Below are 15,752 nucleotides of genomic sequence, written 5' to 3'. Positions count from 1 at the left end.
CGCCTATGGCTGATGATCACAACCCGAGTTCAAATCGATACAATAAACTCTCGATTCGTCTTCTTTTCAGGTAGCGGAGCAAGCGTTTGAGCATCGGTTAGTCCTCTCGAACTGCAACGCCCTCTGCGACGTGCCGCTTACCCCCGAGGTACGCGACCGTTGCCGCTACGGCCCGACACTTCACCACCGCCTTGACCCGATCTTCTCTTCCGGAGCCGACCATGACGGAGTCCCCCACGCCACTCAGGGATGCGTTCGATGCACTCCGCCAAGGCGAGCAACGGCGAGCCGAACAGATTTGCGAGACTGTACTTGCCGACAGTCCCGACCACGCACCGGCTTGGTACCTGCGTGGTATCTTACACGCCCAGTCCGGCGACCTTGAAACAGCGTTGCCTTGTTTTGAGCGTGCGATTGAGCTGCAACCCAACTCGGCGACCTACCGCTACAACCATGGACTGCTGCTGAGCAACCTCGAACGAACCGGCGAAGCGATCGATGCCTACCGAGCCGCTCTGGCGATCGAACCGGACATGCTCGAAGCACTCAACAATCTCGGCAACTGTCTCGTCCTCGAAGAACAAACCGATGAGGCGGCGGAGCACTTTCGGGAGGTTGCCGAGCGTTTCCCCGACGAAGCGATCGTACAATTCAATTTTGCCAACGTGCTGGAGGATATCGGCGACTACAAAGCCTGCATCGCCGCTTTCGAAAAGGCGATCGAACTGGAACCAAACTTCAGTTCGGCGCGTGATAACTTGGGCCGCACGTTTGCCGGCCTCACCGAATACGACGATGCCCTCCGCGTCTGGCGGGAGTGGCTCGAACACGAGCCCGATAATCCGATCCCGCGGCATATGATCGCGGGAATCACGGGCGAACATGTCCCTCCGCGGTGTGACGACGACTATGTTCTCAATACGTTTGATGAAACCTTTGCATCCTCTTACGAAAAACAACTTCGTCGGATTAGGTACGGTGTTCCCGAGTTGATTCGCCAAGCGATCGAGTCAAACGAATACGAACCGGATGGCAGCTCTATCGTTCTCGACGCCGGTTGCGGGACTGGGTTGTGCGCTCCGGTGCTTCGCCCCTTCGCCAAGTCTCTTACCGGCATCGACCTGTCGCCCGACATGTTAAAACTGGCTGACCAAACGGGTCTGTATGATCGTTTGGTCGAAAGCGAACTGACAGCATTTCTAAAGTCGATTGACGATCATTTCGATCTGATCGCGATCGGCGACACGCTCTGCTATTTTGGCGACCTCAACGAGGTGCTCGTTGCTGCCGCGGGATGTTGCAGCCCTACCGGAACATTGGTGTTCACGGCTGAAAACCTAGCCCTCGTTCACGAAGACGAACAAGCCAACCTTGATCACGATTATCGGCTACTGCCCAACGGTCGCTACCAACACAACGAAGTGTACGTCGAATCGGCCGTCACACAGGCCGGGCTTCGAGTAACGAGCATCGTCAAAGACACTCTCAGAATGGAACGTGGCCGAGCGGTTGAAGGCCTGATCGTGACTGCACGACCTCAGTGAGGCGTTCAGTGCAACAGATAAACAGCTGCTATTTAAAACAGCTTCGTTCGCTCGACTGGCCGACGTTAGCTCTTCAATCTCGTCCGCACACCCGCTGCGATTACGATCACGATTGTCGAGACCGGCGTCGCAGTACAACAACGACGCCGCCACTGACCAGCGCCGCCAATGCAGAAGGCTCAGGGATCGCGACCGCAGAAACTCGAAAAGTCATCGAGTAGTCAAAATCCTCTAAGTCCGTCTCGCGTATCCACACCGAATAATCGCCTGCCCCAAGCGGTCCCGGGGGCGCGATAGAGTTGTAATTGTCACCCGGAGTGTTAATGGTCAATAAATCCGCTCCACTGTCGCTGTCCGAGAACAGGTGTGCGACCAACAGTGATTGTCCGTCATAATTCTCCGGAAAGGTGAGCGAGGTCCCAGTATCCAAACCGAAGAAATGCCGCGTCGCTCCAGTGGCGTAATCCAATGTGATCGACTCGAGCTGCGTCCCCGGGGCAATGCGAAACGTGAACGCATCCTCGTCACTCATACTCGCATTCAAGATGGATCCTTCCACAATCGTGTCTCCGATCCCAAACGCTCCCAGCTGCGAAGGCGTCAGGTAACTATCAGCGAATTCGTATTCGTTCAGGGCTTCGTCCACAGGGACCAAGTCTTCTCCGTCCGGCAAGGTCACAACATCTGCTTTCGTCGAATCGTACAAAATCGACATCGCCAGAATGGCCATGATCAATCGAATCATTGGAAACCCTTGGGAGAAGTATTTGCGAGGGATGAGAAGAGCCCCTAGTTTAGATACTCTGCCTGTCCACCGCGACTCATTGTTTTCCAAGACGCGGTGACTCACACCCCACCCAGACCTACGCCGATGCATTACCCCACACCACACCTTCGGGTTTTCTTTCTCCTCGTCGCACTTTGCAGTGCGATCCTCGTGCCCTTGACCATTCCGCAGCGTGTGCTCGCCGACCGCCCCAATTTTGTCTTCATTCTCAGCGATGACGTGGCCCAGGGAGACCTGGGGTGCTACGGACAGCAACTGATCGCGACACCGCACCTGGACCGGATGGCCGCCGAAGGCACGCGTTACACCCAAGCCTACTGCGGCACCACGGTCTGCGCTCCCAGTCGCTCTTCCTTCTTCACCGGGTTGCACAGCGGGCACTGCCCCGTTCGAGGCAACTATGAAGTTCCACCGGAAGGCCAACTACCGCTCCCGACCGACGTTGTCACGATCGCCGAAGTCGCTAAGTCAGCCGGTTATGCGACATCGACTTTTGGGAAATGGGGAATGGGCTTTTTCGAAACCACCGGTGATCCTTTTCGCCAAGGTGTGGACCGCTTCTTCGGATACAACTGCCAACGCCACGCCCATTCGTACTTCCCAACGTACCTGTACGACGACGCTCAACCGTTCGCCTTACCCGGTAACGACGGACGCACCATCGGAAAAACCTACGCCCAAACGTTGATCCAGGACGCCATGATCCGATGGGTCAAAGATCATGCGGACGAACCGTTCATGCTCTTTTACGCAATCACCCTGCCACATGGCCGACACGAAATCGATGACTTGGGTGAGTACGCTGACAAACCTTGGACGCTAAAACAAAAAAGCTATGCCGCCCAAGTTACGCGAACAGACTCCGATGTCGGTCAACTTCTGCAAACACTTCGAGATACCGGCATTGCAGAAAACACTCTGGTCGTTTTCTCCGGCGACAATGGTTCGTCGTTCAATAGCCAATCCGAAATCGGAAAACGTTTTGACCAAGCGAGCAATGGTCTTCGTGGTTTCAAGCGTGGCATGTACGAAGGTGCGCTACGACAAGCCGCGATCGCATGGTGGCCAGGCGCCGTCCCCGCAGGTAGGGTGAGTGATCAACCCTGGGCGTTTTGGGACCTAATGCCAACGTTTGTTGAATTGTCCGGCGCGAACGTTCCACAAGGATACGAAACCGATGGTCATTCCCTGGTCAGTTTTTTCAAAGGCGGTGACGCACCTCAACGTGACTACTTCTACTGGGAACTGCACGAAGGCAATCTGCCTTCTCAAGCGGCTCGATTTGGTTCGTGGAAAGCCGTCCGAAACGGATTTGACAAACCGATCGAAGTCTATAACCTCGACCGCGATCCTGGTGAATCCCGTAATATCGCCGCGAAACATCCTGGCATCGTTTCCAAAGCAGAATCGATCTTCGCCAAAGCCCACAGGCCCGATCCCAATTGGCCTCTGAACGGTCGATCGGAGCAACGCATCAAAGTTTCTCAGCAAGCCTGGGCAATTAAACGGCAGAGAGACAAATCCGGTTGGATCCCAGAAAACGCCATAACAGCCGATTCGCTACCAGAGAACTCTCAATCCGATTGAGAAGCGAACCTTGTATGACGCGAGGTCATCGTTCACTGGCGTTATCCCGGGAATTTTTGCCGCGACGGCTTTGCCGAGTCACCGGTCATCGGTTTTCCGCAAGATCCGTCGAATGAGCATGAGAATTCGGCGTATCTCGGCGACCGATTTCGGTGGCTGACCTGCATGTATTCGAAATCGGCTCCAAAATGGCATCGCCGACCTGGGATCAGACCGTTCATGCTCGGCATGCGAATCGCTACGGTTTAGAAACCGGTTCAAGCGTGACTTAAAAGGAACGTGAATTGAAGCGGGAACACGAGCTGTTTTAGAGGACGCGTTTCGCTTTACGGCATGACAATCCGCCAAACGGCTCCGATTTCTTCTCAGCCAACGCCCCTCCATCGCCAGTGTGCCATAACCTGTGACCAGCCCCGCGAGACCACAAGCGACGACCATCAAAACCGTTTGAAGAAACGAAAAGGCCGCGACCGCCGCAAGCATGAAACCAAGGCCGCACCCCAGAATCATCAAACCAATGATTAGAAAAAGCTCCGCCATGATGTCGCTTCTCCAGCGAACGTCTGGGATACGTCAACACTCCCGCCAACGCTCTGTCACATCCTCGTCCGTTGCGAGCCCACGCTCTTTGGATGCAGTCAAAATCAGCTCACACAGGTCTGCCCGATGATCGGTCTCGATCAAGCATCCGTCACAACTTCCGTTCAGTTTATTCAACTGCTTAACGACAAACTTCACCGCATCGAAGATCGCTGGTTCATCGATACAGCCTTGTCGTTCGCCAAGGAATCTCCCGATCACAGTATTACATCGATCAACATCGCTTGCCGAATAGCCACAGCCGAAGTTGAGCTTTAAGACTCTACACGACACGGTTCAACGTCCACCCATGTGCCACGTCAAAATCGAGAGATCAATCGTCGGATAAAAATCCCAGGAAACCGCAAACACAGAACCGTTGCTGCGGTTCACAGCGACAAGTAGGCGTCTGCCCCACAGCCACTTGACGAATTCTGGAATGCGGTTTCCCGAGCGAAGACGGACTCATCGACCGTCACCATCAAACGCGTCGGTCCTGCGAAACCACCGCACCATTTGCGCAAAAAATTGCACAGTTCGTATACGCGGTCGAAACGTCCACCGGATTGGCTGAGCGGTTCCCGCTCGTTTGTCTGCCCGAATTCGATTTGACTGTTTGCCGACAGATAGACGAAGTTCCACGTCGTCTTTCCCCCTTTCTGGCGTCAACTGCTCACCGCAAGGTAGTATCGATCAATAGCTGCCTTTGCTCCACGATTTATGCTTCCATGCCGTTGCCCTCGCCCTTTCGAATTCTACAGCGAACCAGTTTCGCAATCCTGACTATCGTCGTTACCCCAGTCGTACTGATGATGGTCGCGACACTTGTCTGTTTACTTGCATACAAACGTGTAGAAACGAATCTTGACGAGATCGTTGCGGGAAGCATCCCGGCCACTCAGGCCTCATCCGATGCGGAGCTCGCGCTCACGAAAATGGGCGTCGCCACCCTGAAAGCCGTCGCGGTCTACGACCTCGACAAACGTCAACAGTATCTGGCGGAAGCGAGGCAACAAGGTCAACGTCTGCTCGCCGCGACCCACCGCCTTGAACGGTTGCCGCTTCCGTCCCCGGGAAAAGAAAAAGCGATCGCGATCGCAGAACATACGCCTCGACTTGTCGAAACGCATCTTCCGATTTGGCGTCTGCTAGACGAATGCACGGTATTCGCAACCGAAGACGCCCACCAACTGTTTGAACAAACGGTACCACCGCTTCATCAGAAAGTGTTCGACAGCGTTTCAGAATTTAAGGCCTACCATAAAGACCGGGTCAGCCGCCAGAAACAGTCAGCCGCCCAAGCACTCCACACCTCAAAGCTTTGTCTGCTGGTCGGCAACATCTTGATCGCAGGCATCGGATTGCTTCTCGGCTATCTGCTGTCACGTCGGATTCTGACCCATGTCGCGTGGACGCTACAAACCCTCAAACAAGTCGCCAAAGGAAACCTCGAAGCCCGACTGAACATTGTATCTGAAGGTGAGTTTGGTGAAATCGCGGCAGTCCTCAATAGCGCGATCAAAACCTCACAGGTCACATTGAAGCAACTGACCGATCGAAACAGAGACATTCAAACGCTTCTCGATTCGGTCGAAGAAGGATTCTTTACGATAGACAAGAATCTAACAATTAGCGATGAACGATCCGGAGCGGTGAAACGAATGTTGACCGATCCGGGGCCAAAAGAAACACTTCCCGATTTCATTCGTCGTTACGACACGACGGTCGGTGACTGGACTGAATTCGCGCTCCAAGAGGTGTTCGAAGAAGTCATGCCGATCGAAGTCACCCTCGATCAAGTGCCACAGCGGTTCGAACACGATGAACGTACATTCTCGATTCGCTATACGCCGATTCGTGACCTCAGCGGCGAATTAAAGCTAGCCGTCGTCTTCCGAGATATCACGACCGCGGTGCATCAAGAACAGCTTGAAGTGATCCAACGTGAAATGATGTCGATCGTTCATCGCATCACCGAAGACAAATCGGGGTTCTTAGAGTTTTTTCGCGAAGCCGATCACTTGGTCAAGTCACTACAAAGCGACTCGACCGAAGATACTCACCTGACTCTCCGTCGCATCCATACTCTCAAAGGTAACGCGTCGATTTTCGGTCTCGAACGACTCGGCCGCATTTGCCACGAAATTGAATCGGCCGTCGAGGAACTCCATCAACTCCCCGAAGATGGACGACTTGAACGACTCGTCGCTTGTTGGGATTCGGTCAAAGAATACATCGATCGCGTCATCGGTAACAACAGCGACCAAATTGAAGTTCACTGCAAAGAGTACAACGAAACCGTAATCTCGGTTCTCAATCGTATTCCTCACGAACGAATCGCGACACGAATGGCTTCATGGCGGCTCGAGCCGACCGAAATCTGGATGAAGCGTGTCAAAGAGCAAGCCGAAGCTCTCGCCAAGCGGATGGGAAAAGGCGACATCAACGTCACTTGCACGGGTGGCGATCTCCGCTTATGTCCCGATGACTGGAGTGAATTTTGGTCCGCATTCGTTCATGTCATCCGCAATGCCGTCGACCACGGGCTGGAGCCCCCCGAAGAACGTGTTCGCCTTGAAAAACCAGAAAGCGGTCAGATCGATCTTAGCACCACCATTCAAGATGACCGCTTTGTCGTCCAACTCACCGATGACGGACGGGGCATCGATTGGAAACGGATTCATCAATTGGCTGTCCAGCGGAAACTTCCTGCTAATACGCACCAACAACTCGTCGAGGCTCTGATGTTCGACGGGGTATCGACACGGGACCACGTCACAGAAACGAGTGGCCGAGGGGTTGGAATGGCAGCCGTACGATCTTCCTGTGAGAAGCTCGGCGGTGAGATGCAAATCGAATCCGCACTCGGCCACGGCACCACCATTACGTTTACGTTTCCCGTCGACCAAATGGCGACACAGACCATCGAGACACTCCGTCACCATGGGCTGCCAGAGCCGTTTCGTGTTGCGACGGGACCGGCCAACGTTGTGCTCGACAATTCGCTCGATACTCCGCTCGCCGATGGCCCAATGCTCCCATTTAACCATTCTTAGTCGACCGAAGTACGAATCGTGCTAAATCAAAACTCAATCGTCGCGGGATGGATCGGGCTGACCGCAATTTTCCTCGCCGGCCCGAGCTTGCCTGCCAATCCACCGCGATCGTCACAAGCCTCGGCCAACATTGCTGAATTCGATTTCAAGACGCTTGCCAAACGGTATGCCGAAACGCATGTTCGGCCCTTTTTACAGGACGATGAGAGTCTGATCGCCGAGCTTGAGCAGATCAACCAATCGAGAAGGCATTGGAAACCTTATCGTCACCGCTGGAAGGCATGGCGGCCCGACGAAGTCGAACTTAATCGAGAAAGTTATGACTACGCCGAGTACGTTTGGTCCGCACGAAAAGACCGTGAATTCAGAAATGCGCACACTCGATCCTCTGCCGCTGAAACCCTTCATCAGTTCAGCCAATCGAGCAACGGACTGATCTTAGAATTGTTTGTCGTTGATGCACGGGGTGGCAACGTCGCGGTCGCTTCTTGGACCAGCGACTGGTTTCAAGGTGATGAGCCGAAGTTCAAAAAGGCTGCGCAAAGTGGACAAATCGAAGTGTCACAACTGAGTCGTGATAACACCGTCGGTAGGGTGGTCGTACAAATCAGCATTCCACTCTTTGACCGCGACGGTGGCTTCGCTGGGGTCGCTATCGTTTCCCTCGATGCAGAACGACTGACGCAGCGGTAGTGACGCGAGCTGCTTATGCTTAACATCCCGCGGTCATACCCGTACGATCAGCAGGCCTTTTTCGTCACCTACGAAAACGGCGTCTTCATTCGTCGACCCGCAAATCGCTTAACGGGATGACGGCGAGTTCAGCACTGTTGTTGTTCCACAATTCGCGTCCCTCTCCCACCCTTCCGACGTTTCCCCCGTTGTTTGAGTAGCCGACATACAAATTGCCGCGGTACTCGATTGCGTAAGGATAGGACAGCGCGGCCTTGTGATGCGATTCGCCAGGCCCCTTTGGAAACACCCCATCGCGGATGATAAAGATCGCCGTGAAAACGTCTTCCCCTGGTCTCGACACAGCAATTGTCAACGGGGAGCGACGTCCACCGCTATCAGCAGTCGTCGTACAAACCAAGAACCGTTGACCCGAACTCAGTTTTCCCGCACAGGGTTTACTGGTCGCCATAGGCAGATTGCTCGGCGCCATCGGTGTCCAACTTCGCCCAAAGTCTTCGCTGACTGAAACCAAGGCCCTCGCTTCCTGGCCGTATCGTGAAATGTTCGTCACATGATTCCCTTCGACGATGACAGTCGACTCGCCCCACATTTTCCCTTTCGCTTGAACGGGAATCGTGACCACGTCCCAATTCTCGAACGTGTCATCCTTACTGATGGCGACGACCGCCGGATTACCATCGCCGACTTTCAGCCCGGCCATGATCCAGCTTCCATTGTCCATCTGGATTGGCTGTTGCATCGGCCAAAAACCTTGGCCGATCACCTTCCCCAGCCCGACCCAATTGCCGCTTTCTTCATCGTATTGGTACGCTCGAGTATGGACATCTTTCATGACTCCGCGATAAGCCCCCTGGAAAGCCCATAGTGAACCGTTGTGCGAAAGAAATGCACCGTGGCTCACCCCGATACCAGCGTCGTCTCCCGCATCGATTGTCTTCACATCTGACCATGTTTTTCCGTCGTCGCTGCTGACACAGAATCGTGCCTGCTCCGAATCGGTATTCTCGCCGCCCTGGTTGTGTCCAAACGAGGCATACAATTTGCCTTTGTGAAAACAAATCGCGACGCCATGCAAAAAGCGATAACCATCTTTGTCAAATTCATACGGTTTGATGACAGAGAACCTCGCATTCTTGAGTGCCCGAAGTTCAGCGACCGCCGGCACCGCTTGACTTCGATCCCAAAGCAAGTCTGTCTCAGACGCAAGACACCGGCCACTCAAACAAACCAATACCAACACTAACGACGACAACCAACACTTCATAAACGGGCTCCTATACAACCATCAGCGCAAGAAAAAAGGCGACACGGTTATTCTACCGTGTCGCCTCACCAATAATTCGTTCGCACTCGTTCGTTCGACGAGCCGATTTCTCGACTCCTACAGTTCCAACGCGTCCGTCATTTGCCGAGCTACAATCTCTACGTCATATTTTGACTCGGCCAATCGACGACTTTCTTTTCCCATCGAACTCAAAAGGCCGGGAGATTCCACAAATCGCTCCATCGCCCCTGCCAACGCGTCGGCGTTTCGAACTGGAACCAAAAAACCATTGATCTCGTCGTCGACGGTTTCTCGACATCCCCGCTGATCTGTCGCAATCACCGCCCTACCGCTCGCGAGGGCTTCCAGAATCGACCTCGGGGTTCCCTCCATGTAGTACGACGGTAACACAAACACAGAGGCTGCCTTAAGGAAGCCCTGCATATCGTCGACCAAGCCGACATAGTCGATAATCCCTTCCTTGACCCAAAGATCCATCTCCGACTCGCGAATTGCTGAAGGTGCTCGGTCATACTTCCCGGCGATCGTGAATTGAACGCGCTCGCCAAATTTACTTTTCAAATGCCGAGCCGCCTCAACGAACTCTGGGATTCCCTTGTCTGCCAACAACCGCGTCGCCATACAAAACCGAATCGGATTGCCCGGACATTCGGAATATGGAAATTGCTCTAGGTCGACGCCACTACCGTTGACTCGATGAATCGTCGCTCCGTGGAGACCGATCCCACAGTTCGCTAGAGTCTCTCGGTCTTCGTCATTTTGGAAAATCGCAATATCGACGCTTGAGTAGGCAAATCGGCAAAGTTGCCTCGCGGCGAGCTTCACCAGTTTCGCACGCATTCCATGGGAGGGCGCGAAGAGATAACCAAGCCCAGGAAACAAGATTGCGACCTTACATCCCTTCACGCTCCTGGCAGCGATCGCGGACCATGTGGCACATTTGGCTTGATAAGCGAGGATTCGATTCGGTCTCAACCGAAGAAACGCCTTTCGCAATCGCCGCGCGTAGGAAGCGTCCTTAAAAGGATTCATTCCGGTGCGATCCATCCGAATCAATTCCACCGACAAGCCTTGTGCGGACAGCATCGCAAGTCGCTCATCATCGCAGTCAGCGTCTGACGTAATCAGTGTGACGTGATGTCCAAGGCTGACCAGACGCAGCGCGACCGGCAACCGGAAACGCAAAAACGTACTCAACAGATCGCAGACAATGACGACGTGTTTTCCCGGTTTGACCTTCGGGGTCTCCACTTCTCCTATCCTTTGATTCACACCTTCGTCCAGTATTCGATTCATCGTCGCAATTGCAGTCACGACCGAACCAGTTCAGCTTGCCCGATCATTTGATAGTCGTAGTCGTCCGGCTCATAGTTCCGCTTCCGAGAACCCGGGACCAAGTCTCGCAGATGTGACCACGACAAGGTATCGATTTCAAAATCGCCTTCATCGTTCCGTTGCAACTCACAGATGGCAAGGAAAACCGCATACGCCAACCAAAACGCACTAAACCGAATGCCGTTGTGGGTCATCCCATAAGCATAAAGCGGTGCGAAAATTGAGATGAATAACTGAGGCGACGCCTTTAAACAGCGAAGATTGAAAAGGAAAAAGAACAGTGCACCAGCAACACCGTAACAAAAAACTATGTTACCTATCGTACTGTGCATCTCCAAAAGAGCCCCAAACCGCCGGTACTCACCTTCTCCAGCACCAAAGATTAATTTTTCAGGATACCGTTTGATACGGTTATAACCACGTCCTGCAATCGAGTCATCTCTATCGTGGCCAATATCTTGAATACGCGCGACGACACGCGAAACCACATTGGACTCAATGATTTTCGGCGCCAAAAATGGCAGGGTAATAACACACAACACACCTAGAAACGCTAGGTCACGACCTTTAATGCTGGGAGCAAACAGCAGGAGCCCCAAAAATGCGGATACGAGCGCCGCCTTGCTAAGCGATACAAGAATAAGGTAGACCGACGCCGCTATCCCGGCTAACGCTAAAATACGGGCATACTTGAGGGTGCAAACCGAATAACAAGCCAGAAACAGCATCACATCAATTAAGCCAAAATACCCAAGCTGATTCGGATTATTGAAGAATCCTGTTTGGCGCCCGGAATTAGGCCCCATGTTAAGTATCACACCCATCAATGCCAAACCGACTGCAAGAAGCATCCCGATAAACACATGGTTCAGTGCTGTCGTCCGGTACGTCACTATGTACCGATACATCACCACTAAGTAACCAAAATTGAACGAAATAAACGCGATGTACTTGAGCATTTCAGCCGACTCAAGCGTAATGCCGTAGATCAGTTGGACGACAAAGACAACAAAAACAAAACAGAATGCGGCACGCATTGGCCCGTAAGCGATTGCCCACTTCTCCGGCATCACATGCTGCAGCAACTCTTTATGGAACAACAAGCAGAAGAGGATAAAAAATCCATGGCTTGGCTGCGCACCGCCACTTGCAAAAATGTACAGCGGGAAAGTCGCGATCGTTGCGATCGCACTTAGCATTAGAAACAGTGATGGCCTCTTGGGCATCCGATCACCGTCCCAATCTTCGCCGCCGTGCGCCACCTGAGTGCTCCAGTTATTCATTTGACGGCTCCGTTACCCTTGCAAACATCAAAACACTCGGCGACTCGCCCGGTCAGACGGTCCCAGTCAAAGCTTCTGATGAATTCTTGGTCAACCTCTATCGGTATTGGACTCGGAGATTCCCAACGCTCATAATGCGATCGAATCACCTCCTTCGCTTCGTCGACTGTCTCCACCGTCTCGCCGGCTCCAGACTTCTCCAAAACAAACCCCACTCCATCGACATCATGTGGCGCGGAGAGAATGGGTGTGCCAGAGTTAAGGTACTCGAAAACCTTCCCTGTAACGACGCCCTGAATCTCTGTTGACCCAAGCGATAATAGAAGATCCGCAGACCGCTGCTCTCGAGCCGCTTCCTCTCGCTCGCACCATTCAACGATCTCAACACATCGTTCAGAAGAACGGTCGGCAAAATGCCTCCTCACGGCCTCTTCCTTGGTGCCGATCAGTCGAACTGAGACATTCGCTAAATCGATTCTCTGTTCATCTGCTAACGCGTCAAGCGCTTTGAAATAGATCGCAGGAGAGATACGCGCGGGATGCCCGGGCGGATAAAGCAGGCCAGTGTAGGTCAGCGTAAATTTGCGATTCTTGCTCAGACCAACTCGAGAATTCGTGTCCGCACTACTTGAGTCAAACCCATTTGGAATGACTGACACCTCTTTGCCATGCCGAGCGCGCAAGACGTTTGCAAGCGGCTTGGAAACAGTCAGAATGTGATCACACGAAGAGACAAGTCGCTTCGAATGCGATATCGCGAAACGGGGACGTTTGTGCAAATAATCAGGTAAGTCACGAAAATCAGCCACCCAAGGAATGCCGAACCGCTTGTGGATCACGTCTGCCGCTGAAAATGCAGCGGCGACTGGATAAGTCGCTAAAACTAAGTCCGGCTTTCCATTTTCGTCAACGTATCGCTCAAAACATCGTAACGTGTGCTTGTAGAATTCTCGTCTCGACACGAATTCCTGATAGAGCTGCCTGATGCGCCCCAGCTTCCCGCTGCGAGTTGATCCGCCCGAATCAACTCGCTTGGCACGAGCGATAACACGTCCCAACACCGCTTCATCGCAGTTATGGTCAATCCGATCGCAATTTGCTTCGGACCAATCACTCGTGAAAACGATGGGCTCCCACTGGAATTCGGGCAGATGCTGTGCGACGCACCGCATTCGCATTGCCCCAATTCCGCTGTAGGGCGGGAATCGGTAAGCGATAATTGCAACTTTCTTCATCACATCCCTAAAGATTCACGTTTGTCCGACGCAAAAATATTCAGCACAAGAAAATCTGGCACGACACGCTTACGACACCCCCAACAAATCAAATAGCGGCGCTGAGCTTCCTTGGAACCCCTAGGCTCCTGAAACCACGGTTGGCTCAATTTGACGGCTAACCAAAACTGGCCAGCAACTGAGCGATTTTCTCGGAGGCATCTCCATCACCGTAAAGCATCTGACCGCTCGGAGCGGATGGCGGGTGTCGCAAAGCATCACCAATCACTTCGGAGTCAGCCCCGACTAACCGATTGCACCCCGATTCAACTAACTCTGACCACTCAGTCTCATCTCTCAATGTTAAACAGGGTTTTCCATGGAAAAATGCCTCTTTCTGGACGCCCCCCGAATCGGTAGCGACGAGCTCGCAATGAGATTCCAACCAATTCATCTCCAAATAGCCAACCGGTGGGATCAACCGGAAATTCGCGGGGAACTGCAGCCCTAGCGACTCTACCTGTTTCTTCGTCCGTGGATGAACCGGCAGCACGACAGGCAGTTTCGACGTCGCTAGCCCATCAAGAATCGCAGAAAGACGTGATTGGTCATCCGTATTCTCCGCTCGGTGAATCGTGGCCAGAACAAACTGCTTCGGCGCCGCCTCGCTGCCCCAATCTGGCTCTTTCGCCTTGCTTTTGTAGTGAAGCGTCGCGTCAAACATTACATCGCCTACCATCTGCACCTTAGCCCCCTTAATTCCCTCGGCCTCGAGGTGCCGAACAGCCGTTGGGGTCGGTGCAAACAGCAAATCGGATGCATGATCGGTAAGCACCCGATTGATCTCCTCGGGCATCAACCGATTGAAAGACCGCAGCCCAGCCTCAACATGCGCGACCCTGATATGCAACTTTGTTGCCGCAATCATTCCCGCCAAGGTGGAGTTGGTGTCTCCATAAACAATCACCCAGTCTGGTGTATTCTTGAGCAGCACTTTCTCGATCGCCTCGATCTGCCGTCCCGTCATTTCACCATGAGTCCCACCACCGATTCCTAAATGAAAATCCGGCTTAGGAATCCCCATCTGCTGAAAAAACACATCCGACATATTCTTGTCGAAGTGTTGTCCCGTATGAATAATCTCCTCGGCAATGCCCGCCGAGGCCAAAGCTCGACTGGTTTGCGCAGCTTTAATAAATTGTGGTCGCGCGCCAATAATGGTTGCTACGCGAAAAACTGATTCCTGCATCGACGACCGTCCTCGTATAATCTCGTGAGTTACCTCGGTTCTTAACCGAGCGGCTCAAACTAGCCAACTAGCCCGCATAAAGGCGGATCACTGTCTATTAACGCATAGACCCCGAATTCAGAATTGACTCGTAGATCTCAATCACCGGACGTATCGCTTTGTCGGGGCAATGCCACGTGGACACGAACTCCGGCCCTTTGCCCGCTTTTTCGGCCAGACTGGAGCGATTTCCAATCGCTTTCAAGAGATCATCCTTGACACGCGCCGGCTCCGTACTGACGAACGTGTCCACAACATCCTTCCGCATTTCAGCATCCACCCGTGCGAGCGTATCATCGTTGATGTACGCCATCACGGGTTTACCAAGTGCGAGCGACTCAATCGCGAAGCCACCGTACCAACCGATCAGCAACTGATCAACAATAAGATGTGCCTTCTTATAGAGCTCAATAGCCTCGCGATTCGTCACACCTTCAACCAACAACAGCTCGACTGGCACACCATCTCGCTGCAAGCTCTTCACGGCGTCAACTAAAACCTGCGTACCCTTCAATTTCCGATTTGAAGGTGCATGGACAATCCTGAACGGCTCTGCATGCTCATCGTACAGAACCGGTGAAATATTACGTACGTTTTCTTTCACGCCCGGAAGATATGAACACTTCTCTTCGGGAAGAAACTGCAAGAGATCGGGAGTAGAAACAAAAGCGTGCGAGACGTGCCTCATCCAGATCTTTGCGCGATAGCGTTTCAACCGATCTTTCAAAAACCCCGAGACTGTATGATCAGACCTATATGGCGTATTGGGATTCACCTTGCGATGATCCCAATTACGAAGATCGGACCCGTTAAACGAGACGACGACCTTACAAAACCCTTCATACATCTTCAAATCCCGAAGATTGATCCCAAATCGCCTTAGATCAATTACACTCGTCCCGAAATTAAAGTGCAAGATATCGTATTGAACCCGAATTTCCTTCACTAGCTCTTTGCGTTTACGCAAAGACGAGAGTCGGGCCGTTACGCAGATTTGCTCGTCACAAGGAAATCCAAACCCATTGTTATCGAGAATTAATGAATGGCTATCCAATCCCGCAATTCGTTCAGCATTCGCCATGCTGTAACCATAACACC

12 protein-coding genes are annotated in these 15,752 nt (G+C 52.9%); 5 read left to right on the top strand and 7 right to left on the bottom strand.

Annotation, left to right across the window (positions count from 1 at the left end):
* The first annotated feature begins 221 nt into the window (after nt 1-221).
* Entirely contained in the window at nt 222-1,544 is a 1,323-nt protein-coding gene (locus FYC48_RS09770) for a tetratricopeptide repeat protein (protein ID WP_149496501.1), read from the top strand.
* A 106-nt stretch (nt 1,545-1,650) separates the two neighbouring features.
* Here the strand turns inward: FYC48_RS09770 and FYC48_RS09765 are convergent, their stop codons facing one another.
* Nucleotides 1,651-2,289: a PEP-CTERM sorting domain-containing protein gene (locus FYC48_RS09765; protein ID WP_160149429.1), complete on the bottom strand. Its 639-nt coding sequence runs from the start codon at nt 2,287-2,289 to the stop codon at nt 1,651-1,653.
* A 126-nt stretch (nt 2,290-2,415) separates the two neighbouring features.
* On the opposite strand from FYC48_RS09765, the gene FYC48_RS09760 reads away from it, so the two are divergent.
* From FYC48_RS09760 to FYC48_RS09745, 4 genes are all read left to right on the top strand, one after another.
* Nucleotides 2,416-3,918 carry an arylsulfatase gene (locus tag FYC48_RS09760; protein WP_149496499.1) on the top strand — a complete coding sequence of 501 codons (1,503 nt, stop codon included), beginning with the start codon at nt 2,416-2,418 and terminating at the stop codon, nt 3,916-3,918.
* Between the two features lie 666 nt (nt 3,919-4,584).
* A complete protein-coding gene (locus tag FYC48_RS27700; protein ID WP_160149428.1) occupies nt 4,585-4,776 on the top strand; it encodes a hypothetical protein in 192 nt (63 codons plus the stop codon).
* Nucleotides 4,777-5,225: 449 nt separating this feature from the next.
* Nucleotides 5,226-7,553 (top strand): ATP-binding protein, encoded by a 2,328-nt coding sequence (locus FYC48_RS09750; RefSeq protein WP_149496497.1) that lies wholly within the window; start codon nt 5,226-5,228, stop codon nt 7,551-7,553.
* A gap of 18 nt (nt 7,554-7,571) precedes the next feature.
* On the top strand, nt 7,572-8,246 hold the full coding sequence (locus FYC48_RS09745; protein ID WP_149496496.1) for a PDC sensor domain-containing protein: 675 nt from the start codon (nt 7,572-7,574) through the stop codon (nt 8,244-8,246).
* Between the two features lie 85 nt (nt 8,247-8,331).
* Here the strand turns inward: FYC48_RS09745 and FYC48_RS09740 are convergent, their stop codons facing one another.
* From FYC48_RS09740 to FYC48_RS09715, 6 genes are all read right to left on the bottom strand, one after another.
* The gene (locus FYC48_RS09740) at nt 8,332-9,513 is read right to left on the bottom strand and encodes an exo-alpha-sialidase (RefSeq protein ID WP_149496495.1); all 1,182 of its coding nucleotides are present in this window, start codon (nt 9,511-9,513) and stop codon (nt 8,332-8,334) included.
* A 117-nt stretch (nt 9,514-9,630) separates the two neighbouring features.
* Nucleotides 9,631-10,830, bottom strand: a complete 1,200-nt coding sequence (locus FYC48_RS09735) for a glycosyltransferase family 4 protein (RefSeq protein WP_149496494.1) — start codon at nt 10,828-10,830, stop codon at nt 9,631-9,633.
* A gap of 14 nt (nt 10,831-10,844) precedes the next feature.
* A complete protein-coding gene (locus FYC48_RS09730; RefSeq protein WP_149496493.1) occupies nt 10,845-12,152 on the bottom strand; it encodes a hypothetical protein in 1,308 nt (435 codons plus the stop codon).
* Nucleotides 12,149-13,387 (bottom strand): glycosyltransferase, encoded by a 1,239-nt coding sequence (locus tag FYC48_RS09725; protein WP_149496492.1) that lies wholly within the window; start codon nt 13,385-13,387, stop codon nt 12,149-12,151. The genes FYC48_RS09730 and FYC48_RS09725 overlap by 4 nt, the downstream gene beginning before the upstream one ends.
* A 157-nt stretch (nt 13,388-13,544) precedes the next feature.
* A complete protein-coding gene (gene wecB, locus FYC48_RS09720; RefSeq protein ID WP_149496491.1) occupies nt 13,545-14,615 on the bottom strand; it encodes a non-hydrolyzing UDP-N-acetylglucosamine 2-epimerase in 1,071 nt (356 codons plus the stop codon).
* Between the two features lie 97 nt (nt 14,616-14,712).
* Nucleotides 14,713-15,735, bottom strand: coding sequence for a glycosyltransferase family protein (locus tag FYC48_RS09715; RefSeq protein ID WP_149496490.1), 1,023 nt, complete (start codon nt 15,733-15,735; stop codon nt 14,713-14,715).
* Between the last annotated feature and the right edge of the window lie 17 nt (nt 15,736-15,752).

It is taken from the genome of Roseiconus lacunae (genome assembly GCF_008312935.1).
Taxonomy (GTDB): Bacteria; Planctomycetota; Planctomycetia; order Pirellulales; family Pirellulaceae; genus Stieleria; species Stieleria lacunae.
The sequence above is the reverse complement of the archived record's forward strand: the minus strand, read 5'-3'. Positions and strand labels throughout refer to the sequence as shown.

What these genes read in the sequence shown, in the direction of transcription:
- FYC48_RS09770 (WP_149496501.1), top strand. Translation starts at nt 222, where the DNA reads ATGACGGAGTCCCCCACGCCACTCAGGGATGCGTTCGATGCACTCCGC.
- FYC48_RS09765 (WP_160149429.1), bottom strand. Translation starts at nt 2,289, where the DNA reads ATGATTCGATTGATCATGGCCATTCTGGCGATGTCGATTTTGTACGAT.
- FYC48_RS09760 (WP_149496499.1), top strand. Translation starts at nt 2,416, where the DNA reads ATGCATTACCCCACACCACACCTTCGGGTTTTCTTTCTCCTCGTCGCA.
- FYC48_RS27700 (WP_160149428.1), top strand. Translation starts at nt 4,585, where the DNA reads ATGATCGGTCTCGATCAAGCATCCGTCACAACTTCCGTTCAGTTTATT.
- FYC48_RS09750 (WP_149496497.1), top strand. Translation starts at nt 5,226, where the DNA reads ATGCCGTTGCCCTCGCCCTTTCGAATTCTACAGCGAACCAGTTTCGCA.
- FYC48_RS09740 (WP_149496495.1), bottom strand. Translation starts at nt 9,513, where the DNA reads ATGAAGTGTTGGTTGTCGTCGTTAGTGTTGGTATTGGTTTGTTTGAGT.
- FYC48_RS09735 (WP_149496494.1), bottom strand. Translation starts at nt 10,830, where the DNA reads ATGAATCGAATACTGGACGAAGGTGTGAATCAAAGGATAGGAGAAGTG.
- FYC48_RS09730 (WP_149496493.1), bottom strand. Translation starts at nt 12,152, where the DNA reads ATGAATAACTGGAGCACTCAGGTGGCGCACGGCGGCGAAGATTGGGAC.
- FYC48_RS09725 (WP_149496492.1), bottom strand. Translation starts at nt 13,387, where the DNA reads ATGAAGAAAGTTGCAATTATCGCTTACCGATTCCCGCCCTACAGCGGA.
- wecB (WP_149496491.1), bottom strand. Translation starts at nt 14,615, where the DNA reads ATGCAGGAATCAGTTTTTCGCGTAGCAACCATTATTGGCGCGCGACCA.
- FYC48_RS09715 (WP_149496490.1), bottom strand. Translation starts at nt 15,735, where the DNA reads ATGGCGAATGCTGAACGAATTGCGGGATTGGATAGCCATTCATTAATT.